The following is a 24,121-nucleotide window of genomic DNA, read 5'->3' as shown; positions in this document are numbered from 1 at the left end:
TCTATGTGCCGGTCAGCGAGCCGCGGGCCTGCCGCAGGACGGTGCCGATCTTGCGGAACAGATCGGCGCGCACGCTGGTTGGCCGCCAGCCGAGGGTCACCCGGCGCGGGCAGGCATCGGCAAGCGGCGTCATCACCACATCCTGTCCCGCCGCAACCCCGGCATCGACCGCGAGATCGGGCAGCAAGGTGATCCCCAGCCCCTCGCTCACCATGGAGATCAGGGTGGAGAGCGAGGTGGCGGCAAAACTGTCGTCGCGCTGGATATCGCGATCGGGAAAGGCGCTGAGCGCGTGATGATGCAGACAATGGCCCTGTTCGAGCAACAGCAGCTGTCGCCCGTCCAGATCGGCCCCGCGAAGGGCGGTGTCGGCCCCGGCGCTGAGGTCAGAGGCGGGCGGCGGGGCGGCAAGGTGATAGCCGTCGTCGAACAGATGCAGGGTTTCCAGCCCGGAGGCGGCATAGGGTTCGGCATAGATCACCAGATCCAGCCGCCCGCTGTGGACGCCTTCCAGCAGCTGGCCGGTCAGTTCCTCGCGCAGGTAGAGTTGCAGATCGGGAAAGCTGGATTTCAGCGCAGGCATGGCGCGGGGGATCAGGAAGGGGCCGATGGTGGGGATTGCGCCCATTCGCAGGGTGCCGCCTTCGGGTCTGGCCTGCGCGGCGGCGAGCTCCTCGATCTCGCGGCTGTCCTGCAACAGCTTGCGGGCGCGTTCGGCAATCTGGGCGCCGACAGGGGTGAGGATGACCGAGCGTTTGGTGCGCTCTGCCAGGGTGACGCCGAGCCGCTCTTCCAGCTCCCGCAGGCCGACGCTGAGCGTCGGCTGGCTGACAAAGCATCTGGCGGCGGCGCGGGAAAAGTTCAGCTCATCCGCAACCGCCACAAGGAAGCGCAGCTGTCGCAGGGTGAGGCTGGTGTTATAGGGGGCGTCTATCATCTTGCGTTTTTTAATCCGGTTTTACGAAGGCAGGCAAGCTGTGCCGATCAGGTTCTCGCCCCGACTCAGGTGGCATGTGCTAGGGTGGGCGACAGCAGGGGATGGGGAATTTATGATAGCTATTTCCTATATAAGAAATCCTGATTTATCATTTCTTATAATCACGATCCACTGCTAGCCTTTGCCCGGAGAGGCCCGGTCCCGGCGTATTGTCAGGGAGGAATGCCGGTGCGTCATGACCCAAGACCCAGGAGAGACAACATGCAGCAAGGTGACGGAAACACAGGCGGAAAATGCCCGGTTCTGCACGGAAGCAACACCAACACCAGCGCCGGTGTGGCAGATTGGTGGCCCAATGCGCTGAACCTCGACATCCTGCACCAGCACGACCGCAAGACCGACCCGATGCCCGAGGGGTTTGACTACCGCGAGGCGGTGAAATCCCTGGATGTTGAGGCGCTGAAGGCGGATCTGACGGCGCTGATGACCGACAGCCAGAGCTGGTGGCCCGCCGATTGGGGCACCTATGCGGGTCTGATGGTGCGGATGGCCTGGCATTCGGCCGGCACCTACCGCGCGGCGGATGGCCGGGGTGGGGCAACCACCGGCAACCAGCGCTTTGCACCGCTGAACTCCTGGCCGGACAACGTCAATCTGGACAAGGCGCGCCGTCTGCTGTGGCCGATCAAACAGAAATACGGCAACAGCCTGTCCTGGGCCGATCTGATCGCATTGGCGGGCAATATTGCTTATGAGTCCGTTGGCTTGCCGACCTATGGTTTCTCCTTTGGCCGCGAGGATATCTGGTCGCCGGAGAAAGACGTCTACTGGGGCGCGGAAAAGGAATGGCTGGCCGCAGGGCGCTATGAGGATGGCGCGGATCGTGACTCGCTTGCCAATCCGCTGGCGGCCGTACAGATGGGCCTGATCTATGTGAACCCCGAAGGTGTCGGCGGCGAACCGGATCCGCTGCGCACGGCGCAGGATGTGCGGATCACCTTTGAACGCATGGCGATGAACGACGAGGAAACCGTGGCGCTGACCGCAGGGGGCCACACCATCGGCAAGGCGCATGGTAATGGCCGCGCCGATGCCATTGGCAATGATCCCGAAGGCGGCAGCCTGATCGAACAGGGTCTGGGCTGGAGCAACAGCAACGGCACCGGCCATGGGCGCGACACCATGTCCAGCGGCATCGAAGGCGCCTGGACCACCAATCCGACCAAATGGGACAACGGCTATTTCTACCTGCTGTTCACCTACGACTGGGAGCTGAAGAAAAGCCCGGCAGGCGCCTGGCAGTGGGAGCCGGTCAACATCAAGGAAGAGGACAAGCCGGTGGATGTGGAGGATCCCTCGATCCGTCACAACCCGATCATGACCGATGCGGATATGGCGATGATCAAGGACCCGGAATACCGCAAGATCTCCGAACGGTTCTACAAGGATCCGGCCTATTTCGCGGATGTCTTTGCCCGCGCCTGGTTCAAGCTGCTGCACCGCGATATGGGGCCGCGCAACCGGTATATCGGCCCGGAGGCCCCGCAGGAGGATCTGATCTGGCAGGACAATGTGCCCGCTGGCAGCATCGGCTATGATGTGGCCGCGACCAGGCAGCTGCTGCGCGATTGCGGCCTGTCGCAGGCCGATATGATCGCCACCGCCTGGGACAGCGCGCGGACCTTCCGTGGATCTGACCTGCGCGGTGGGGCCAATGGCGCCCGGATCCGTCTGGCGCCGCAGAAGGACTGGGTCGGCAACGAGCCGGAGCGTCTGGGTCGCGTGCTGGAAACCTATGAAGGGATTGCCGAAAAGAGCGGCGCGAGCCTGGCCGATGTGATCGTGCTGGGGGGAGCTGTGGCGATTGAGGCTGCGGCAGAGGCTGCCGGTTTCGCCACCGAGGTGCCCTTTGCCCCCGGTCGTGGCGATGCCAGCGCCGAGCAGACCGATGTTGCCTCTTTTGCGGTGCTGGAGCCGGTTCACGATGCTTTCCGCAACTGGCTGAAGGGCGATTTCGCCGCCTCGGCGGTGGAGATGATGCTGGATCGGGCCCATCTGATGGGGCTGACCGCCAAGGAAATGACGGTTCTGATCGGCGGCCTGCGGGTGCTGGGTGTCAACCATGGCGGCCGCAAGCATGGGGTCTTTACCGACCGCGAAGGCGTGCTGAGCACCGATTTCTTCGTCAACCTGCTGGACATGGGCAATGTCTGGCGCGCGGCGGGCGATGAGGTCTATGAGGTCGCGGATCGCCAGAGCGGCGATGTGAAATGGACCGCCACCAATGTGGATCTGGTGTTCGGCTCCAATTCCATCCTGCGCGCCTATGCCGAGGTCTATGCCCAGGATGACAACCGCGAGAAATTCGTCAGGGATTTCGTCGCAGCCTGGACCAAGGTGATGAACGCCGACCGGTTCGATCTGCACTGACCCCATCCGATTTCACGGATGATGAGCTAAACGACCCCGTCCGGCAGCTGATGCCGGGCGGGTTTTTCATGGCTCAGGTCGAGGTGAAGCCGGCAGCGCCGCCGTCAGTTGCCAGCAGCGGTGCTAGCACCGGGGCAGGGGCCTCGATCAGATCGCCGAGACGGTATTTCATCAGTACCTCGGCAAAGGCCTGGGCTGCCTCGCAGAGCACCCCTTTGAGGCGGCAGTTGCCGACCAGCAGGCAGTTGCTGCAATCGACGATCTCCATCGGTTCGCCCATCGCCTGCACCACATCGCCGAGGCGAATCGCTGCCGGATCCATGTTCATCTGCACCCCGCCCGACCGGCCCCGGATGCTGCGGATATAGCCGTGGCGGACCAGCTCGCTGATGATCTTCATCACGGAACTGACCGGCAGCTGGTGCATGCGGCTCAATGTCTCAATCTCGAACATCTGCTCGGGCCGGCTGCCCAGCAAAATAAGGAGCCTCAGCGCGTAGTCGGTTTTCAGATTCAGCTTCATTGCGGGCTCCGGGTGGCGGCATCTGCGGTGTTTAATATTCATTTCGGTTGAATGTTTGTATAGCGGAAATATACATTCAGATGAAATGAATGTTTTACCACGGCCACCCGGATATCCCGGTTCCGGCCAAAGCAGAGAAGGACCAGACCCATGGCACAGCCCCTGTCAGAGCAGACCAAGGCGATTGTGACCGCAACCGTTCCCGCGCTGGAGGCCCATGGTGGCGCCATCGTTGCGCAGATGTATGAGCGCCTGTTGGCGGATGCGGAAATCCGCGCCCTGTTCAACCAGTCACATCAGCAGAACGGGTCCAGCCAGCACGCGGCGCTGGCCAATGCGATCCTGGGCTACGCCCGCAATATCGACAATCTGGGCGCGCTGAGCGGCGTGGTGGAGCGGATCGTCAACAAACATGTCAGCCTGCAGATCAAGCCCGCGCATTACGCCCATGTGGCGACCGCGCTGCTGGGGGCGATCGAGGCGGTGCTGGGCGATGCGGCAACGCCGGAGGTGCTGGACGCCTGGGGGGCCGCCTATTGGTTCCTTGCCGATCTGCTGATCGCGGCGGAAAGCAGGATGTATAAGGAGATTGCCGCAGCGGAGGGCGGCTGGGAGGGCTGGCGCGATTTTGCCATCACCGGGATCCTGCGCGAGAGCGCTTCGGTCAAATCCTTTGTCCTGCGGCCGGTGGATGGCGGTGCGGTGCTGCGGCACAAGCCGGGGCAATATCTGTCCTTTGATTTCGATAGCCCCGAGACCGGCAAGGCGCGGCGGAACTATTCGATCTCCTGCGCGCCGAACGGGGAATACTACCGGATTTCGGTCAAGCAGGAGCCGGGTGGCGTGATCAGCGGCTGGCTGCATGAGGTCGCGGCGGAGGGCACCATCCTGCGCGTGGCGGCCCCGGCGGGGGATTTCTATCTGAAGGATCAAGCGGAGGCGGAGGTGGTGCTGCTGTCGGCCGGTGTCGGGCTGACGCCGATGGTTGCCATGCTGGAGAGCCTGGCCGCGAATGATCGCAGCGCCACCTATCTGCACGCGGCGGTCGATGGCGACAATCTGGCGATGGAGGGGCTGAGCAAATCACTGGCGAAACGCAGTGTGATCTTCCTCGAAACGCCGAGCGAGGCTGACCGCGCCGCCGCGCGTTATGATGTGGAAGGGCGGATCACCCCGGACTGGCTGGCGGCGAATACCAATACCGCCGTTTCGGACTATTACATCTGTGGGCCAAAGGGATTCATGGCGATGGCCATTGCGGGTCTGCGGGCGGCGAATGTCGATATGGAGCGGATCCATTATGAGTTCTTTGGTCCGGCGGAAGATCTGGGTGTCGCCTGACACCTGACGCCCGGTATCTGAGGGCTTGACCGGACCCGTGCCGGGATATGGCCGCGACGTTGAGCTGTCGCGGCCATATTGCGTGATGCCTGTCGCGTGATGCCCCTGTTAATGGGCGAGGAAGATCGGCAGCTCTGTCTGCTGGAGCATCGTGCGCGTGGTGCCGCCGAACATCGCCTGACGCATACGAGAGTGGCCATAGGCCCCCATCACCACCAGATCGGCGCCGATTTCGCGCGCCCGCGACTGGATGCTGGTGCCGATTTCCTGCCCGTTGCTGGCAAATTGCGACAGGGTGACGGCGCAGCCATGGTGGCTGAGCCAGGCGGCGATATCGGTGCCGGGATCCTCGCCATCGCGGCCATGGGACAGATCGGAGTCGATGCAGCCGATGATCACCTCGCTGGCCTTGCGCAGATAGGGCAGGGCGGCATGGGCGGCGCGCGCCGCTGACAGGCTGCTGTCCCAGGCGAGGAAAATGCGGTCGCGGTGGGCAAAGGGGCTGCCGTTCAGCATCAGCGGCACCGGGGACTGGAACAGGATGCCATAGGTGGCTTCGCGGAACACGGGGTCCGGGTCGGTCAGATCGTCGGCGATCTGGGCAATGTCGCAGGTCAGCGCCCGCCGTGCGGCGACCAGACCGATATCATTGCCCGACCAGACCGCGAACTGCACGTCGCCGGGGCAGTTGCTGCGGGCCAGCAGCGTCTCGATGTCGTCGACACGTTTCTTGGCGGCGGCCTTGTTCTGGCGCAGGCGTTCCAACGGACCGTCCGAGACAACCAGGGCGGCGTAACCGGAGTGGCCAAAGGCGAAACTGGGCGGACCGGGCAGCGCCTCCAGCAACAGGCAGGCGAGATGCGCCTCCTGTTCGGCGGCGGCCTCGGCGGCGGTGGTGATGGTCTCGTCGCGGGTGTCTTTGCTGAGGATGAAGAGGGATGTTCTGCGTTGCATGGCGTGCCTCCTGACGGGATGCGGCGGGCGGATCTGCCCGCGGCTGACGTCATTAGATCATCTGTGACAGCGGCCGCCATGATCCTGATCAAGGCTCGGCCGGTTGTCGCGACCGGGAGCAATGAGGCATTGCACGGGCGCGCGACCTGCCGGGGCTGACAGGCGATTTTGCAGCTGCGGCATCACGTCCTCTTGCCGCAGTATACGATGGGATGCCGTCATGGGTTTGGACGGCGCGGCCATGTATTTCCAAAGAAATCACGGCAGGACAAAGGCGGAAAATCGCTCACCTTAACGTTGTGTAAGTTTCATAAAACTGCCGCTTGACGGATACAAAACATGCTGTAAGTTGCGTGCAAACACGTAAAAGGCGAAGAAAATTCTGCGCCGAAACCTGTTGAAACTTTGTCGAAGGTCCCGTCGTGTCATGAATATCATTCTCTTTGCGCCGCCAAAAATCCTTTTACAGCATAGTGTTACCGATTGGGTTGAGGCGATTGGGCCAGCCAGCATCATCCTGACCTGCGCCAGTGCCAAAGCGGCGTTGATGGACAGCTTTCCCGAGGGGCTGGATATCCGCTTCTTTCAGAATTTCAATGATAACGCGGAGGTGGAGCTGGCGGCGATCGAGATCGCGCGCGGCCTTGCGGATCCGGTCTGTGTCGCGCTGGCGGAGATTGACGTGCTGCGCGCCGCGCGGGTGAATGACTACCTCGGCGTGTCGACGGATGCTGCGGTGCAGCTCGACGCCTATCGCGACAAATACGCGATGAAGACCCGCGCGCGGGAGGCAGGGCTGCCGGTCAGCGACATGGCGGTGGTGCGCAATGCGATGGATATCCGCCGATTTATCGACAGCTGGGGGTATCCGGTTGTTCTGAAGCCCCGCGACGGGCGCGGATCAAACGGGGTCTGCGTGATCCGCGGGGCCGACGATCTGGCGGGATGGCTGGCGCGGCAGGACAGTACGACGTTTTACAACACGATGATCGAGCGGTTTGTCGCCGGGGATCATTATATCGTCAACGGGCTCTATGTGGATGGGCGCCCGATTGTGATTTCGCCGGTGCGGGTGCTGACCTCGGCGCTGGATTTCCTCGGCGGGCGTTCACATGATCTGCATATGCTGGAGCCGACGACGCCGCTGCGCGATCGGCTGGTGGCCTATTCCCGCCATCTGGTCGAAGAGGTGATGCCCTCGCCGCCGACGCTGTTGTTCCATCTTGAGGTCTTTGTCAGCCCGGATGGCACCATTGTCCTGGGCGAGATCGCCTCGCGGCTGGGCGGGGTGTTCTTCAACCAGGAAATGACCGAGGCCTGGGGGTTGGATCCGCGCATGACCTATCTGCGGGCGATGCGGGATCCGGGGTTTGAGAACACGGCACGGCCTGAGCCGATGCTGGAGCCCGTGCGGCTGGTTGGCCAGCTCTGCGTGCCGCCGCGCGACGGTGTGCTGCGCGCGGTGCCGGAGCGCTGTCCGTTCGAGTTCGTGCGTGCCTATCGGATGAGCGGCGTGGCGGGGCGGCAGTATGGTCAGATGGCCTATACCAATGCCGAGATCCTGAACGCCATCGTCGAGGGCGACAGCGAGGCGGAGCTGCGCGCGCGGCTGCGGCAGCTGGAGGATTGGTTCCACAGTGCCTGCCAATGGGAGACCAGCGCCGCGGCCTGATCCAGACCTGCCCCTGTTCGCCTGATGCCCAACAAAGGATCTACCACATGAAAATTGCTGTTCTCGGCGCGGGCTATGCCGGTGTCTCGGTCCTGGAGAATCTGGTCGCCACCCTGCCTGATCTGTCGGCGCTGTCGGTGGATGTTTTTGACAAGAGCCGCAGTTTTGGTCCCGGCGTGGCCTATCAGGAGGATGCCGAGACCAATCTGCTCAACCGGCCACTGAAGCTGATGTATCTGGCGCGCCGCAATGATTTCCGCGACTGGCTGCGCCAGACCGGGGCGACGGAGGCGGCAGCGGATGAGGATGGTTTCCTACAGCGCGCCCTGTTCGGGCGGTTCCTGCAAAGCCGGTTCGATGCGCTGAGCGGTCGGGTGCGCACCGCGGGGGGGCGGATCCGCATGATTGGCGCCGAGGTGGAGACGATTGCCCCCAGCCCGCGCGCCGATGCGCTCTACCGTCTGGGCTGGATGGGCAGCGTGTCCGATTATGATGCGGTTTACCTGTGTCTGGGCACCAATCTGGAGGCCGACCCCTATGGGCTGGGCGGCACGCCGGGCTATTTCCGCGCGCCCTATCCGGCGGCCCGCCTGAAGGCGCTGACCCGTTTGCGGGTGGGCATTCTGGGCTGTCGGCTGACCGCCTATGATGTGGCGCTTGGGGTGAATGGCCGACGGATGCTGATGACCTCGCGCCGGGCGGGGCTGCCCAAGGCGGTGACGGCCTATCGCCCGGTGACGCTGCACCATCTGACGCCGGCCGGTCTGGCGGCGCTGCGCAACGGCCCGGATGGCGGGCGGATTTCGCTGTCGGCGGTGATGGAGCTGTTTGAGGCCGAGATGCAGCATCAGGGGGTGGATGTCAGCTTTGCCGATCTGCTGCGCGGCGTCGACAGTGCCGACAATGATTTGGTGTCCAGCATTCTGGCCGAAACCAATATGCTGATCCCGCAGCTCTGGGCCAGTCTTTCGGATCGCGCCAAGGCGGCGTTCCTGCGCCATTTCCACCGGCTCTGGTCGAATATGCGGGTGCCGATCTCGCGCACCAATGCCGACCGTATCGCGATGTTGCAGGCCAGTGGCGCGCTCAGCCATCGCAGCGGGCTGCGCAATGTCAGCTTTCGCAATGGCCGCTATCGGATGGAGTTTGCCGATGGCATCGCCGAGGTGGATGCGGTGATCAATGCAACCGGCCTGCAGCGCGGGTTGGACGAAAGCAACCCGCTGATCCGCAGCCTGCTGGCGCAGGGCTTTGCCGAGCGGGACGCAACCGGCGGGATCAAGGTGCAGCTGGAGGATTGCCGGGTTTTGACCCGCGACGGGCGGCCATCGCCGGGCCTGTTTGCGCTGGGGCAGCTGACCTGCGGCACCTTCTATATGGTCAACAACATTGACGTGATCCACCATCAGGCACGCATTGCCACCACATCGGCGCTGGCGCCGGCGGATATTCTGCGGAGCGTCGGCTGATGCTGCGGAATTTTGCGATCACCCTGCTGCTGGCCTGTGCCGGATCGGCGCTGGGATATCTGAGCGGGCTGCCGCTGGGGCAGCTTCTGGGGGCGGCGGGTCTGGTGCTGCTGGCCTGTCGATTTGGTCTGGCGCTGGCGACACCGCCGGCGGCCATTGTGGTGATCCAGCTGATCCTGGGCGCCAGCGTCGGGGCGCTGCTGAATGCCGAGATGCTGGAGGGCATGGCCGATCTGACCGTGCTTGCGGGGCTTCTGATCTGCATGTCGGCGCAGCTGGCGGCCGGGTTCACCTGGCTGTACCGGGTGGAAAAATGGACCCGCGCCGAGAGCCTCCTTGGGGCGGTGCCCGGCGCCATGGCGGCGGTGATGACCCTGACCGGCGAAGAGGGCAAGACCTCGGCCAAGATGGTCTTTGCCCATATGGTGCGGATGATCGCGCTGCTGGTTGCGGTGTTTCTGATCGCCGGTCCGCAGGAGGGATCGCAGGAGATCGCCGCATTGCCCGACGAGGCCGCCACAGGGGCGGGCACGCTGGCGGGCTACGCGATCTTTCTGCTGCTGGCGGCGGCGGCCTATGCGGCGGGGCGGGTGCTGGAGCGCTTTGCCATGCCGGCGCCCTATATGGTCACCGGTCTGATCCTGGCGGCGGGCACCAACCTTTGGCGCGGCAGCGATCCGATCGTGGTGCCGGAACCGCTGGTGCTGTTTGCCATGGCACTGCTGGGCGGGCTGATCGGCATCCGGCTGAAGGATATCACCCGTAGCGATATCGCAAGCTACCTGCGCGCCGGGCTGATCGTCACCTCGATCACCTTTGGGATCACGGTTGCCATGGCCTCGCTGTTCAGCCTGCTGACCGGTCAGCCGTTCCTGGTGCTGTTCATGTCCTGGGTGCCGGGTGGGGTCGAGGTGATGGTGGCCACCGCGCTGGCGCTGGGGCTGGAGCCTGCCTTTGTGATGCTGAACCATGTGCTGCGCATGTCGGTGCTGCATATCGCGCCGATGTTCATGAACCGCGAGATGTTCCGGTCCGCGCCTGATCCAATCCAACCGATGACAGATGACAGATGACGGGGAACGCCATGTCTGAACCGCAACGCAATATCCTGATGATTGGCGGTCGCGATCACACCTTTGTCCGTATCGGCGAGATGGGGCTGCGCTACAGCGCGCTTCAGATCCGGTCCCATCTGACCGAGCTGCTGCTTGATCAGGCCGAAACCGTGGTGGTGACCGATTACGAGGATGTGAAAACCAGCGTCGCGCTGGCCCGCGCCCTGCATCGCAAGACGCCGTTTGATGCGGTGTTCTCCTTTGCCGAATATGGGTTTCTGACCGCCGCGCATATCGCCGAGGCGCTGGATCTGCCGAGCAATTGCCAGGTGCCGACGGTCCGGCTGACGCGCAACAAACGACGGATGCGCGAGACGCTGCGGGCGGCGGGTATCGAGGATGTGCCCTTTGCCCGCGTGCGCACGGTGGCGGAGATCGCCGGGTTTGTGGCGCGCCATGGCGACAGCATCGTCAAACCGGCCGAGGGCGGCGGCAGCGAGGGGGTTCATTTCGTCGATGGCTCCACCGATATTCAGACCGCATTGTCCCATGCGTTGCAGGTGGGCCGCGAGGAGCTGATCGCCGAGGCGTTTATTCCCGGGCCGGAATACAGTGTCGAAACCATGTCGGTTGGCGGTCGTCACCGGGTGCTTCAGATCACCGAGAAGACCACCAGCGGCGCGCCCTATTTCATCGAGAGCGGCCATGTGCAGCCCGCCGCCCTGAGTGCCGCGGATGAGGCCAGAATTGCCGAGCGGGTTCAGGCGCTGCTGGAGGCGGTCGGTTACCGGACCGGCCCGGCCCATACCGAGGTAAAGCTGCACGACGGGGCGGTCTATATCATCGAGACCCAGACCCGCAACGGCGGTGACCAGATCTGGGAGCTGACCCTGGAAACCACCGGTGCCGATGTGTTCAAGGAGACCTTTGCCGCGGTGCTCGGGCTTGCCTATGATGCGCCGCCGCCCTCCACCGCGGCGATGGCGATCCGCTACATGCTGGCGCAGGACCGCACATTGGATGCGATCACCGGGCTGGACTGCGCCGCCAGTTCCGAAGGTGTGGCGCGGGTGCATTCCTCTGCCAAACCGGGCACCCGCTATGATGCGGTGCTGTCTGCGGCCTCTCGGGTTGCCTATGTGCTGGCGCGCGGTGACAGCCGCGAGCAGGCGCTGGCCCATGCCGAGGCCGCCGTGGCCCGGATCGCGCTGAGGTAATGCGGCACCGGCCTGCGGCCCCCTGATCATCGCCTCAAATCAACGTCCCATGAAATCAAGTCCCATGACAAGGAGCCAGACCATGGCCATTGCCATTCACGACCCTACCCTGCGCGACGGCAATCATGCCATCGCCCATGCGCTGAGCCTTGACGATATTGCCGCCTATTGCCGGACCGTGGATGGCTGCGGCCTGGCGGTGGTCGAGGTCGGCCATGGCAACGGGCTGGGGGCCTCCTCGTTGCAGCTGGGCATGGCGCGCCATGCAGATATCGAGATGCTGGAAACCGCCCGCGCCAATCTCAGCCAGACCAAGCTGGGCATTCATGCGATCCCCGGTTTTGCCAAGATCTCGGACATCAAATCGGCCATCGGCGCCGGGGTGGATGTGTTCCGCATCGCCTCGCATTGCACCGAAGGCGATCTGACCCAGAGCTACATCGAATATGCCCGCAGCCAGGACAAATATGTTCAGGGTGTGCTGATGATGACCCATATGGCGCCTGCGGATGTGCTGCTGGCGCAGGCGCGGCGGCAGGTGTCCTATGGCGCCAATGCCATTGTCCTGATGGATTCCGCAGGCAATTACGACCCCCGCGACACAAGCGAGAAGATCGGCGTTCTGGCGGCTGAGCTGGAGGTGCCGGTGGGGTTCCACGCGCATAACAATCTGGGACTGGCGATTGCCAATTCCATTGCCGCCGCCGAGGCGGGCGCAACCATTCTGGATGGCACCATGCGCGGGTTTGGTGCCGGGGCCGGCAATACCCAGCTGGAGGTGCTCTGTGCGGTGCTGGAGCGCTACGGGTTTGAGACCGGAACCGATGTCTTTGCGCTCTGCGAGGCGGTGGAAGCGCTGCCCGAGCTGCCGCCGGTGCAGCGGCGCACCATCGTGGGTACCTCTAACCTGATCAGCGGCATCTACGGCGTCTGTGCCGGTTTTGAAAAACATGTGACCCGCGCGGCGCAGGATTTCGGCGTTGCACCACGGTTCATCTACGAAGAGCTGTCGCGCTGCAACGCCGTGGCCGGGCAGGAGGATCTGATCATCTCGGCGGCGGCGCGGCTGGCCCGGACGGCGGCACCCGCATTGGAAGGAGTGGACGCATGAAACTGAGAACCGCCATCATAGGCAGCGGCAATATCGGCTGTGACGTGCTGTGCAAGGTGCAGCGTTCCGCGCTGCTGGAGTGCACCCTGTTTGCCGGGCGCAATGCGGCATCGCCGGGGCTGGCGCTGGCCCGAAGCCGTGGCATCCCGGTGACCGATCGCGGGGCGGAGGGGCTGTTTGCCGCGCTCGACAGTTTTGATCTGGTGTTCGACGCCACCTCCTCGGCGGCGCATCAGGCCCATGCCCCGGCTTTGCAGGCGGCGGGCAAGGTGCTGATCAACCTGACCCCGGCTCCCAATGGTGCGCTCTGCGTGCCGTCGCTGAACGGCGATGCGCTGCTGGCGGCGGGCAATATCAACATGATCACCTGCGGCGGGCAGGCCTCGATCCCGATTGCCCAGGCGATGACGGCGGCGAACCCGGAGATCCACTATCTGGAGGTGGTGTCCTCGATCAGTGCCGAAAGCGCGGGGCCGGCCACGCGGCTGAACCTCAATCACTATATCGAAACCACCGAAGACGCGCTGCGGCAGTTCACCGGCTGCAACCGGGTGAAGGCGATCCTGAACATCAACCCGGCAAAGCCGAACGTCTATATGCAGACAGCAATCTCCGCGCTGGCAGAGCAGCATGATCTGGAGGCCACCCGGAGCGCTATCGCCGGGGCGGTGGCGCGGTTGCGCGCGGCGGTGCCGGGCTATGACGTGATCGTTGAGCCGCATGTTACCGGGGATCGGCTGTTCACCATGGTGCGGGTCACCGGGGCCGGAGATTATCTGGATCCGTCGGCGGGCAATCTGGATATCATCACCGCCGCCGCCACGCGGATGGCCGAGGCCATTGCCCGTGACCGCACCGCGCGGGACAGCCACCCGCCGGTGGCGCAGCCGATGGAGAGCGTGGCCTGATGCGCATGTCGGAGTTCCGGCGCTGTGGCGCCGCCATCGCAGGCCGGGGAGGTTGCCATGCCTGATCTGCCCGCGCTTCACCGCGACACGCCCTTCTGTCCGATTCTGGCGCTGGCCGGACGGATCCAGAGCCGCCCTGACCCGGTGGTCGATTTCTCTATCGGGGTGCCCAATTTCACACCGCCGCAGCGGGTTTACGAGGCGGCGATTGCCGCGATCCGTGCCGATCGCTGCCGCTACGGTCCGAGCCGGGGCGAGGCCGGGCTGATCGAGGCCTATCTGCACTATCTGGCTCAGCTGGGGCTGGATCAGTTCGGCGCAGAGAATATTGCCGTGGGACAGGGCGGCAAGCATCTGCTGTATGCGCTGTTTCAGGTGCTGTTCCAGCCCGGCGATACCGTGGTCATCCCGGCGCCCTGCTGGCCGACCTATTTCGACATTGCCCGGCTCAGCGGGGTTGAGGTGCGCACGCCCTATTGCGGGCTGCATCAGGGGTACAAGCTGGACCCCGCGACGCTGGAGGCGGCCTTGGGTGGGCGGCCTCGGGCGCTGGTGCTGAACAACCCGTCCAACCCCACCGGCGCGGTCTACAGCAGATCGGAGCTGGCGGCGCTGGCCGAGGTGCTGCGGCGCCATGATGTGTGGATCATCAGCGACGATGTCTACCAGCGCTTTGTCTATGCCGACGAGCCGTGCCCGCATCTGCTGGAGATCGCGCCCGATCTGGCGTCGCGGATCATCAAGGTGGACAGTATTTCAAAGCTATACGGGATGCCGGGATGGCGCGCGGGTCTGCTGGCTGCGCCAACAGAGGTGGCGGCGGCGGTTGCCACGCTCAACAGCAACTCGATCTCTAATATGCCGCCGGTGGTGGCCGCTGCCGCGGCGGAGGCGCTGGCGGGCGATCAGGGGTTCTCGCAGCGGATGACCGAGGGCTACCGGATGCGGCGGGATCTTCTGCTCACGGCGTTTGACAGCGCACCGCAGATCCGCTGCGCCCGCCCCGGCGGGGCATTCTACCTGTTCCCCGATATCTCGCGGGTCTTTGGCACCCTGCACCGGGGGCGGATGATCAGCACCGATGAGGATCTCTGCAATCTGCTGCTGGAAGAATATGGCGTGGCTGCTGTTCCCGGTCGTCATTTTGGCGCGCCGGACAATATCCGGCTGTCCTATGCCATCGACGCGGATCAGGTTCGGCTGGGCGCCAGTCAGATCCTGCGGTGCCTGGCAGAGCTGGAGGACACAGCGGCAGCGCGGCACACCGCCCGGCCGCCGGTGATGGAAGTCGTTTCCTGATCTGGCCGGGGTGGGCTGGCCGTCGCAGGTCAGCCTACCCCCGCGGGCATCAGTCCAGCCGCAGCCGGAGCGCGGCATAGACCAGCAGGAGGCCGCAGCAGCTGGCCGAGATCAGGAAAGGCGCGCGCAGGGCGAGGTCGCGGCCAAGCTCCGGTTCCAGCAGCGCCACGACGGCACCGCCCGTCAGCGCGCCAAGCGGCATCGAGCCCCAGCCAAAGCAGCGGTAGATGCTGTTCACCCGGCCCAGCAGTTCGGAGGGGATGCGGCGCTGGCGCCAGGAGACGGTGATCACGTTCCAGACCATCGCCGCCGCCATCACGCCAAACATCGCCAGCGCCATGATGATGCCGCTGCTGCTGACACCGATCAGCGCATAGCCAACCGCCCAGCCCGCAATCGACAGGTAAAGGCAGGGCTGCACCCCGATCAGGCGGCTGAGGCGCGGCGCAATCAGGCTGCCGGTCACAGCACCAAGGGCGGCAACCGACAGGACAAACCCGTATTCGGTAGGGCCGAGGCCAAGCACCTCCTGCGCGAAAAGCACCTCTACGGTGATGGTTGCGGTGGCGAGGAAATTGGCGATGCCAAGCACGACCGCCAGCCGCAGCAGCAGCCCATCGCCGCGCATGAAGGTGATGCCCTGCATCAGCGCCTTGCCAAAGCTCTGCTGAACCGGCGCGCGCGGCGACAGGCTGATCAGCCAGACAAAACCGGCCGCCAGCACCAGCACGACCACATCCAGTCCAAAGGGAATAGCGATGCCGACCGCGATCAGCAGGCCGGCGAGCGGCGGCCCGATGAACTGGCCGGTGAGCTGTTCGGCGGTCCACATCTGGCCATTTGCCGCCTCAAGATCGGAGCTGGCAACGATATCGGGCAGGATGGTCTGGGCGGCATTGTCGCGGATCACCTCCGCCGCGCCAAGGAGGAAGGCCAGGCCGGCCAGCGCCCAGATGGCCCCGGCGGCCGGCGCGCTGAGCGCGAGCATGAGGATGGCGAGCACGATCACGGCGCGCAGCAGGTCGGCGCGGGCTATCAGCTTGCGCCGGTCGGCCATATCCGCGATCACCCCGGCGGGCAGCGCAAAGAACAGCCAGGGCAGGCGACCGGCTGCGGCCACGGCGGCAATCGCCACCGGATCGCGGGTCATCAGCGTTGCCAGCCAGGGCAGCGCCAGCAGGATGAACCCATCGCCGAGGTTGGTCAGCGCCCCGGCTGTGAACAGCAGCCGGTAATTGCGGTTACGAAGCAGGAGCGGGGAGGCCATGGTGGGGATGCCCTGAGGTTGTTCCGGTCCGGCGATACTAGCGCGCAGGGGCTGCGCTGTCACGGCTGCCGGTGCCGCTCAATCGAGCCGATACCCGGCGCCGCGCAGGGTCACGATGGCGTCACCTTCGGGGCCGAATTTCTTGCGCAGGCGGCCGATATAGACATCAACGATATTGGTCATCGGGTCCGACTGCGTGCCCCAGACCGCATTCAGAATGCGTTCCCGGCTGAGGGCGCGGCCAATGTTCTTGATCAGCAGCACGGCCAGCTCGCGCTCCTTGCTGGAGAGCGCGACCGGGCGGCCGTCCACGTAGAATTCCAGCGCGCGGGGATCAAAGGAGAGGCCGCGATGGGTGATCACCTCATCGTCGGGTGTGCTCCCATAGCCGACCCGGCGGCGATGCAGCGCCTCCAGCCTTGCGACCAGCTCCTCAAAATCGAAGGGTTTGGGCAGGTAGTCGTCGGCACCGATGCGCAGGCCCGCGACCCGTTCGTCGGTTGAATCCAGCGCGGTGAGCATCAGAACAGGGGTGGTATTGGCGCGGGCGCGCATCCGCTGGCAGACCTCGATGCCGGAGATCCCCGGCAGCATCAGATCGAGGATCACCACATCAAAGTCGCGTGTTTGCAGGAACCCCAGCGCCAGTTCGCCATCCACCACGTGCTCGACGCTGAAGCCCTCAGCCTTCAACCCCCGGCGTATGAAATCGGCTACGCGCTCTTCATCCTCTACAAGCAGAATATTCATCAGCTGTTCTCTGGCGTCCTGTGACTATGGGTCGGCATCCGTGGAGATCGTCAGCACAACCGTTGTGCCCCCCGTTGGGCGATCAAAGATCCGCGCCGAGCCGCCGTGGGCCTCGGCGATGGAGCGCACGATCGGCAGACCAAGGCCCAGCCCTTCGATATAGCGGCCGCTGGCGTTGGAGCCGCGAAAGAAGCGCTCGAAGGCCAGTTCCTTTTCCGCGTTATCCACGCCCGGCCCGTCATCGGACACCGCAATCTCAACGATATCGCCATGGGTCTGAAGGGTGACGGCGATCATGTCGCCGCCGTGGTATTTGGCATTTTCCAGCAGGGCGAGCACGGCCTGACGGATCCGCTGGCCATCGGCGATGACGATCACCTTGTCGCGCTGCGGCTCAAAGCCCACCTCGGCCCCGCAGAGTGCGATCACCTCGTGGATCAGCCTGATCAGATCGACGGGTTTCCTGACCAGTTCAAGCGAGCCGGATTCCTTGCGCGCGATGAACAGAAGGTCGCTGATCAGATTGGCGGTGTGATTGGCGGCCAGCCGGGTCTTGGTCAGGGCGTCCTTGTATTCCTCGACGGTTTTGTCGGCGCCGCGCAGCGCCACGTCACTTTCGCCCTGAATGACGGTCAGCGGGGTGCGCAGCTCATGGCTGACATCTGCCAGCAGCTGGCGGCGGTTCTGTTCGGATTTTCGCGCCTCGGTCAGCAGTTTTCCAGCGTTTCGGTACGCTGGCGGACGGCCTGTTCCAGTTCCTCGTTCTGGGTGGTCAGGTTTTTGGTGCGGGCCGAGACCACTGCGGACATTTCATCCAGAACGCCGGCGATTTCCGACAGTTCGCTCCGCCCCGGCAGGGCGATCCGGCTGGAAAAATCCCCGGCCGCAAATTGCCGCACACCACCCAGAAGCTGCCTTAACGGGCGGGTGAATTCGCGGCGAAAGACAATCAGCGCGATGGCGGTGATGCAGAGAAAGGCCACCGCCAACCCAAAGGAGATCATGCGCACCAGCGCCATCTTTGCGCTGGCTTCGGCCTCGGCTCTTGAGACTTCCTCTTGCTCTTCGGTGAGCGCCGTTGAGATCAGCGTTCGGAAATCTTCCTTGATGTCTTCGTTGAGGGCCAGCGACACCTGGCGCCAGTCGCCACCGATGCCATCTGCGGCCTCGCGCGACTGCGCCCGCCGGTAAAGGTCGAGGATGTCGTCAATGATCTCCTCAATCTTGTCCAGCAGCATCAGCTCCGCCAGCTCCTCGTCGCCGACCAGCTCGATTTCCTGCTCAATGGCGGCGCGAATATTGGTGATATGGGTCTGGAGGCGGTTGGAAATATCGGTGATATCCGCCACCTGCCCGGTGTCATCGGCCAGCAGCAGATCGCCAAAACGCTTGAACAGAAGATAGGTGTCTGCCGCCAGTTTCAGATGGTGTTCAAAGGAGGTGTGAGCCAGCGAAATGCGGTAATTGTGCAGATCGCTTTGTCTGGCGGCCCAGACCGCAACTGACACACTGGCAGCGGCTGCCAGCAGTACCACGGCCGCGAAAATATTGACAATATGCACTATTTTCATTGGTCGAGGTGGTCCCGTCGTTGTGGGTCGGGCTGCCAATTGCGAGGTCAGCCGGTGCGGGGTTTGGGTTGGCTACGCACCGGCTGACCATAACCCTGTCAGGGCCGCCAGTGGTAGAGTTAGTTTGCAGCAATGACAGCGTCCTGTCGAAATCATGAACAACAGATGAACGAATGCGCCGCCAAGGGCTGCTGACCGGCCATGATGCGTTCATCTCCCGTTCATATGCGGTGTTGGCTCCGTTCACAGTCCAGACAGTCACCTGTTGCCTGCCATGGTTAAAAAGGCATCGGGTGCCTTTTTTCCTTCCCGTTGTGACCGGGACGCGATTGCGGCGGATGAACCCGGCACCGGCCCGGCAGAGGAAAGGACACGGGATGACCATTCAGAGAGTACTGGCGGCCGTCGCCGGGGCAGCGCTGACTGTCGCGACACTGGCCCATGCGGCGGATCAGGTCGGTGCCAGCGTGATCGACGCGCAGCGGCGGGCGCTGGCAGAGGCGGTTGCGGATCAGGGATTTGGCCCGCAGTCGCCGCGTGATCTCAGCTCGGCGGTGGGATCAAACAAGCGCGATTTTGCATTTGCGCCACCCGCCAGCCGGATGAACCTCTGCAACATCCATTTCCACGAAAGCGCAGAGCACAAGGGTGGTGAATTCACCAAATATGCCGGACATGGCGATGGTCAGGGCTATGGCACCGGGTATCTTTATTCAGGCGAGCTGACAGCGGCCGAGGTGGCCCCCTATGCCCGTCCGGTTGGCAGCACCGACCATGGCGCACTGGCGCCCGGTGACACGATCGAGGTGCATTATGTCTACAGCACGGCGCAGGTGGGACCGGGGCCGACGCTGGGATCCTGTCTGGATGTCGCCACGCTGAACCCGCAGCTGCGGGTCGAAACTCAGGTGATGGTGCTGGTCAATGATCCTGCCGCGCTGGATTTCATGAGGCTGACCAAACATGAGTTTGTCGATGGCTATCATCAGGCGATTCATATTCCGCAGGATATGGGTACGCCGGTGCAATATACCGGATCGACGACCGGTCCGGCATATAATGAGACCGGCTCTCCCGTGCAGGTCACCTGGAGCGTTCGCCCCAAGGTGGCCAAGGTGAGCATTGCCTCGGTGGAGGCATGGTTGGGCGACAATGCCTTTGACGAAGATCATGCCCATGGCGTGCGCACCCTCGTGGTCAATCCCGATCTGCTGTCGCCGATGTCCCGCTAGGAGCTGGACCTGCGGCACCACAGCAGTTGCCCGAAGGGTGCGGAGTGCGGCAGGCTGGGGCACAGCAGCCTGTGGCGGCTGCGGAGGGCAGAGCGGATGGAACACCCGGTTCAGGACAACGGTGGCGAGCGGCTCGGCGGGCTGACGCGGCAGCAGGCGGAGACGGCGCGGCGTCAATACGGATGGAATGAGCTGCCGCAGGGCAAACGCACCGGGCCTTTGCGGGTGTTCCTGCGCCAGTTCAGCAATTTCCTGGTGCTGATCCTGATTGCCGCAGGGGTCATCGCCTTCACGCTGGGCGAATATGCCGACACGCTGGCGATCGGGCTGGTGATCGGGCTGAACGGGATCCTGGGCTTTGTGCAGGAGTGGCGGGCGGAGACCGCGCTGGAAAGCCTGCGCAGCCTGCTGTCGCCGCAGGCGCTGGCGGTGCGTGATGGGCGCGAGCAGGTGATTGCGGCGCGCGAGCTGGTGCCGGGCGATCTGATCATTCTGGAGGCCGGCGCCCGGGTGCCTGCCGATGCGCGCCTGCACGAAGCTGCCGGGCTATCGTTGGATGAGAGCGCGCTGACCGGGGAATCGGTTCCGGTGGACAAGGCGCCCGGGGGAGACGCTGCGGAGGTGTTTGCCGGCACGGTTGTGGCGGCGGGCCGCGCGCTGGCGGTGGTCACGGCGACCGGCGCGCGCACCGCCTTTGGCGAGATCGCGGCGCTGACCGGGGCGGTGGGCCTCAAGAAAACCAATCTGCAGGTGCAGCTGGGCCGTCTGGCACGGCAGCTGGGGTTTGCGGCGCTGGGTGTTTCCGCCGCGATTCTGACGCTGGGGCTGTATATGGGGCGGGACGCGGCGGAGATGTTCATGACCGGCCTGTCGCTGTCGGTGGCGATGGTGCCCGAAGGCCTGCCCGCGGTGGTCACCATCACCCTGGCGCTGGGGGCGGCGGCGATGGTGCGGCAGAAAGCTTTGGCGCCGCGGTTGCAGGCGGTGGAAACGCTGGGTGCGGCCTCGGTCATCTGCACGGACAAGACCGGCACCCTGACGGAAAACAAGATGACGGCGACACGGGTCTGGACGCTGGACCGCAGCTATCAGGTGACCGGCACCGGCTATGATCCGGCAGGCCATATTGCCCATGGCGGCACGGTCACCGGCGCGCGGGAGGACGCGGTGCTGGCAGAGCTGCTGGCGGCGGGGCTGACCTGCACCCATGCCAGCCTGCACCGCGAGGGGGATCATTGGCAGATGACCGGCGCCCCGACCGAGGGCGCGCTGGTGACCCTCGGCTACAAGGGCTGGGCAGCGCTGCCGCCGCCGGATGCGGTGCTGGCGGAGATCCCCTTCAGCAGCGAGCGCAAGCGGATGAGCGTGCTGGCGCGCAGCGGCGGCGGCGGAAAGGTCCTGACCAAGGGCGCGCCGGAGCAGGTTCTGGGCCTCTGCACGGAAGTTTTGACGCAGGATGGCCCGCGGAAGCTGGGCGCAGGGGAGGCGGCCGCCATCACCGACGCCTATGAGGCGATGGCGGCAGAAGGGCTGCGGGTGATCGGCCTGGCAGCAGGTGCGGCGCAGGGCGGAGAAATCCGCGAGGAGGACATGACCTTCCTCGGGCTGGCGGGGCTGATCGACCCGCCGCGGCCGGAGGTGCGGGACGCCATCGGCGCGGCGCGGTCGGCGGGCATCCGGGTGATCATGATCACCGGCGACAGCCCGCTGACTGCCGGGGCCATCGCACGCCAGCTGGGGCTGCCTGCCGGAAAGACACTGACCGGCGATGCGCTGGAGGCGCTGGAAGACGCGGAGCTGGACCGGATCCTGCAGCAGGATGTGCTGTTTGCCCGCACAAGGCCCGCCCATAAGATGCGGATCGTCTCGGCCTTGCAATCGCAGCATCAGATCGTGGCGATGACCGGCGACGGGGTGAACGACGCGCCGGCCCTGAAACAGGCCGACATCGGGGTTTCAATGGGGGTGCGGGGCACGGATGTGGCCAAGGATGCCTCTGACCTGGTGCTGCTCGATGACAATTTCGCCACCATCGTGCGGGCGATTGGCGAGGGGCGGCGGCAGTTCGCCAATGTGCGCAAATTCGTGCGCTACCTCTTGTCCTCCAACGCGGGCGAGGTGATTGCGCTGTTGATCAACATCCTGATCGGCGGGCCGCTGATCTTTCTGGCGACGCAGATCCTGTGGATGAACCTTGTGACCGACGGGGTCACGGCGGTGGCGCTGGGGCTGGAGAAGGGCGAGCCGGACCAGATGGCGCATCCGCCGCGCCAGAAAGACACGCCGATCCTGGGCAAGGCCGGGCTGCTGACCATTCTGGCGCTGGGGCTTTATACCGGGCTGGCCAGCCTGTGGCTGTTCCTGCATCTCTTGGACGGCAACGAGGATCTGGCCCGCACCGCCGCCTTTACCGCCATGGTGGTTTTTGAGAAGGCGAGCGTCTTTGCCTTCCGCTCCTTGCATCTGCCGTGCTGGCGGATCGGGGTGTTCAGCAATCCGCTGCTGCTGGCGGCGCTGGTGGTGACCATCGGAGCGCAGGTGGCGGCGGTCTACTGGCCGCCGCTGCAGGTGATGCTGCACACGGTGCCGCTGCAAGGGGAGCACTGGGGGCTGATCGCGCTGCTGGTGCTGCCCATCCTGCTGGTGCCGGAGGGGTTGAAAACCCTGCGTTATCTCAGTGGTCAACGCCAGCGGAAGGCAGTGGCGGCGGCTTGACCTCCGTCAAGGCGGCGGGGGCCACTCCGGGGCATCCTGCGGGCATGGAGAAGGATCACGGTCACAGCAAGGACGACATCGCGCAGCGGCTGGCTGGCAGCAACGGCACCGGGCGGCTCAGGGATGCGGTTTATGGTGGCATTGACGGCGCGGTCACCACCTTTGCGATTGCTGCGGGGGTCGAGGGCGCGGGGTTTTCCCCTGCGGTGATCATCGCCCTTGGCATTGCCAACGTACTGGCGGACGGGTTTTCCATGGCTGCGGCCAATTATCTGGGGACCAAGGCGGATCTGGACGACCGGCGGCGTCTCTACGAGGTGGAAAAGCGTCATATTCGCCAGTACCCGGAGGGTGAGCGCGAGGAGCTGCGCCAGATCTTTCAGGAGCTGGGGCTGAGCGGCGACGTGCTGGAGGGCGCGGTGGCATCGGTGACCGCCAAGCCGGAGAAATGGATCGCGCTGATGCTGACCAGCGAATATGGGCTGGCGCCGGCAGAACCCAACCCGGTGGCGGCGGCGCTGACGACTTTTGCGGCGTTCATGGCGGCGGGCATCGTGCCGCTTCTGCCGTTCATTCTGGCACTGCCCGATCCTTTCCTGACCGCCGCGCTCGCCACCGGGGCGGTGTTTTTCGGCATTGGCGCCAGCAAGAGCGTCTGGTCGCTGGCGCCCTGGTGGAAATCCGGGCTGGAGACATTGGCAATCGGTTCCTGCGCCGCTGCTGTCGCCTATCTGGCAGGCAGCCTGTTCCGGGTCTGACCCGCAGCAACGGGGCGGCGGCGCCCCCGCGCGCTATGGCTTTCAGGGTGCTGCGGCTTCAGCGGCTTTGCACGGGTGGCTTCTGCGTGGTGCCCCCGAGGAAGGCGAACCAATAGGCCAGAGCGACGCCGCCCGCGCCGCCCGCGATATTGCCCAGCGTGACCCAAAGCAGGTTGGCGGCCGCTGCGACAAGCGGGACATCGACCCCTGCGGCCCAGCCTTGCGGGAAGAAATACATATTGGCGATGGAGTGTTCGAGCCCCAGCAGCACAAAGGTGGTGATCGGCCAGAGGATGGCCAGAACCTTGCCCGCAGCGGTGCGGGCGGCAAAGGACAGCCAGACGGCTGGGCAGACCAGCGCATTGCACAGCGCGCCGCGCATAAGGGCCTCAAGCGGGGTCAGCCCGGCCTTCGCCTCGGCGATGCCGACGGCGGTTGTGCCCATCGCACCATCCAGCAGCCCGGTCACGGCAAAGGCGGCCGCCAGCCCGGCTGCGCCCGCGAGATTGCCGAGATAGACCACGCCCCAGCTGCGCAACAGCAGGCGCAGCGGGATCCTGCGGTCCACCGCGGCGATCACCATCAGCACGTTGCCGGTGAACAGCTCCGCCCCGGCAATCACCACAAGGATCAGCCCAAGCGAGAACACCGCGCCACCCAGCACGCGGAGCGGTCCCGTCACAGGGGCCGCACCTGCGAGGGTCATCGTATAGGCCGCCGCCCCAAATCCGATAAAGGCGCCCGCCAGCATCGCCAGCACGAACATCTGGGGCAGCGGCAGCCGCGCCTTGGCGGTGCCGGCTGTTTCCACCAATGCGGCGATTTCGGCGGGTTTATAGGCGTCAAAAGTGGGCGTATTGGTCATCTGTCGGCTCCGGCAGTTATGGGGGCATGGGCGGGGCAGCGGCCGCA

Annotated in this window: 20 protein-coding genes; 12 read left to right on the top strand and 8 right to left on the bottom strand. The window is 64.7% G+C overall.

Annotation, left to right across the window (positions count from 1 at the left end):
* Position 1 precedes the first annotated feature (1 nt).
* Positions 2-937 carry a hydrogen peroxide-inducible genes activator gene (locus tag VXL81_RS01535; protein ID WP_340547780.1) on the bottom strand — a complete coding sequence of 312 codons (936 nt, stop codon included), beginning with the start codon at positions 935-937 and terminating at the stop codon, positions 2-4.
* Positions 938-1,198: 261 nt separating this feature from the next.
* On the opposite strand from VXL81_RS01535, the gene katG reads away from it, so the two are divergent.
* Entirely contained in the window at positions 1,199-3,367 is a 2,169-nt protein-coding gene (gene katG / locus VXL81_RS01530; RefSeq protein ID WP_416552669.1) for a catalase/peroxidase HPI, read from the top strand.
* A gap of 73 nt (positions 3,368-3,440) precedes the next feature.
* Here the strand turns inward: katG and VXL81_RS01525 are convergent, their stop codons facing one another.
* Positions 3,441-3,890 (bottom strand): RrF2 family transcriptional regulator, encoded by a 450-nt coding sequence (locus tag VXL81_RS01525; RefSeq protein ID WP_416552667.1) that lies wholly within the window; start codon positions 3,888-3,890, stop codon positions 3,441-3,443.
* A gap of 150 nt (positions 3,891-4,040) precedes the next feature.
* On the opposite strand from VXL81_RS01525, the gene hmpA reads away from it, so the two are divergent.
* Positions 4,041-5,231 carry an NO-inducible flavohemoprotein gene (gene hmpA / locus VXL81_RS01520; RefSeq protein WP_416539690.1) on the top strand — a complete coding sequence of 397 codons (1,191 nt, stop codon included), beginning with the start codon at positions 4,041-4,043 and terminating at the stop codon, positions 5,229-5,231.
* A gap of 108 nt (positions 5,232-5,339) precedes the next feature.
* Here hmpA and VXL81_RS01515 read toward each other — a convergent pair whose 3' ends face one another.
* Entirely contained in the window at positions 5,340-6,185 is an 846-nt protein-coding gene (locus tag VXL81_RS01515; RefSeq protein WP_416552665.1) for a universal stress protein, read from the bottom strand.
* A 427-nt stretch (positions 6,186-6,612) separates the two neighbouring features.
* On the opposite strand from VXL81_RS01515, the gene VXL81_RS01510 reads away from it, so the two are divergent.
* The 7 genes from VXL81_RS01510 (at position 6,613) to VXL81_RS01480 (ending at position 14,916) form a co-directional block, all read left to right on the top strand.
* Entirely contained in the window at positions 6,613-7,857 is a 1,245-nt protein-coding gene (locus VXL81_RS01510; RefSeq protein WP_416552663.1) for an ATP-grasp domain-containing protein, read from the top strand.
* A 47-nt stretch (positions 7,858-7,904) separates the two neighbouring features.
* Positions 7,905-9,326, top strand: a complete 1,422-nt coding sequence (locus VXL81_RS01505; protein WP_416552661.1) for an FAD/NAD(P)-binding protein — start codon at positions 7,905-7,907, stop codon at positions 9,324-9,326.
* The gene (locus VXL81_RS01500) at positions 9,326-10,399 is read left to right on the top strand and encodes an AbrB family transcriptional regulator (RefSeq protein ID WP_416535320.1); all 1,074 of its coding nucleotides are present in this window, start codon (positions 9,326-9,328) and stop codon (positions 10,397-10,399) included. The genes VXL81_RS01505 and VXL81_RS01500 overlap by 1 nt, the downstream gene beginning before the upstream one ends.
* Positions 10,400-10,410: 11 nt before the next feature.
* On the top strand, positions 10,411-11,598 hold the full coding sequence (locus VXL81_RS01495) for an ATP-grasp domain-containing protein (RefSeq protein WP_416552659.1): 1,188 nt from the start codon (positions 10,411-10,413) through the stop codon (positions 11,596-11,598).
* A gap of 82 nt (positions 11,599-11,680) precedes the next feature.
* Positions 11,681-12,709, top strand: a complete 1,029-nt coding sequence (gene dmpG / locus VXL81_RS01490) for a 4-hydroxy-2-oxovalerate aldolase (RefSeq protein WP_340547789.1) — start codon at positions 11,681-11,683, stop codon at positions 12,707-12,709.
* The gene (locus VXL81_RS01485) at positions 12,706-13,617 is read left to right on the top strand and encodes an acetaldehyde dehydrogenase (acetylating) (protein WP_416535322.1); all 912 of its coding nucleotides are present in this window, start codon (positions 12,706-12,708) and stop codon (positions 13,615-13,617) included. Before dmpG ends, VXL81_RS01485 begins: the two co-directional genes overlap by 4 nt.
* 57 nt (positions 13,618-13,674) lie before the next feature.
* Complete coding sequence (locus VXL81_RS01480) at positions 13,675-14,916, top strand: aminotransferase class I/II-fold pyridoxal phosphate-dependent enzyme (RefSeq protein ID WP_340547791.1); 1,242 nt, start codon at positions 13,675-13,677, stop codon at positions 14,914-14,916.
* A gap of 49 nt (positions 14,917-14,965) precedes the next feature.
* Here the strand turns inward: VXL81_RS01480 and VXL81_RS01475 are convergent, their stop codons facing one another.
* The 4 genes from VXL81_RS01475 to VXL81_RS01460 form a co-directional block, all read right to left on the bottom strand.
* Positions 14,966-16,183, bottom strand: coding sequence for an MFS transporter (locus tag VXL81_RS01475; protein ID WP_340547792.1), 1,218 nt, complete (start codon positions 16,181-16,183; stop codon positions 14,966-14,968).
* A 78-nt stretch (positions 16,184-16,261) separates the two neighbouring features.
* Entirely contained in the window at positions 16,262-16,933 is a 672-nt protein-coding gene (locus VXL81_RS01470; protein WP_340547793.1) for a response regulator transcription factor, read from the bottom strand.
* Positions 16,934-16,957: 24 nt separating this feature from the next.
* A complete protein-coding gene (locus VXL81_RS01465; RefSeq protein ID WP_416552703.1) occupies positions 16,958-17,602 on the bottom strand; it encodes a sensor histidine kinase in 645 nt (214 codons plus the stop codon).
* Between the two features lie 38 nt (positions 17,603-17,640).
* Entirely contained in the window at positions 17,641-18,504 is an 864-nt protein-coding gene (locus VXL81_RS01460; protein WP_416552657.1) for a HAMP domain-containing protein, read from the bottom strand.
* A gap of 377 nt (positions 18,505-18,881) precedes the next feature.
* On the opposite strand from VXL81_RS01460, the gene VXL81_RS01455 reads away from it, so the two are divergent.
* From VXL81_RS01455 to VXL81_RS01445, 3 genes are all read left to right on the top strand, one after another.
* A complete protein-coding gene (locus VXL81_RS01455; RefSeq protein WP_416544828.1) occupies positions 18,882-19,736 on the top strand; it encodes a delta-class carbonic anhydrase in 855 nt (284 codons plus the stop codon).
* A gap of 96 nt (positions 19,737-19,832) precedes the next feature.
* Entirely contained in the window at positions 19,833-22,451 is a 2,619-nt protein-coding gene (locus VXL81_RS01450) for a cation-translocating P-type ATPase (protein ID WP_416552655.1), read from the top strand.
* A 44-nt stretch (positions 22,452-22,495) separates the two neighbouring features.
* The gene (locus VXL81_RS01445; protein WP_416552701.1) at positions 22,496-23,209 is read left to right on the top strand and encodes a VIT1/CCC1 transporter family protein; all 714 of its coding nucleotides are present in this window, start codon (positions 22,496-22,498) and stop codon (positions 23,207-23,209) included.
* Between the two features lie 58 nt (positions 23,210-23,267).
* On the opposite strand, the gene VXL81_RS01440 is transcribed toward VXL81_RS01445, so the two are convergent.
* Positions 23,268-24,074, bottom strand: a complete 807-nt coding sequence (locus VXL81_RS01440; RefSeq protein WP_416552653.1) for a formate/nitrite transporter family protein — start codon at positions 24,072-24,074, stop codon at positions 23,268-23,270.
* Between the last annotated feature and the right edge of the window lie 47 nt (positions 24,075-24,121).

The sequence above is a fragment of the Phaeobacter sp. JH204B genome, from assembly GCF_048055755.1.
GTDB lineage: Bacteria > Pseudomonadota > Alphaproteobacteria > Rhodobacterales > Rhodobacteraceae > Phaeobacter > Phaeobacter bryozoorum.
The sequence above is the reverse complement of the archived record's forward strand: the minus strand, read 5'-3'. Positions and strand labels throughout refer to the sequence as shown.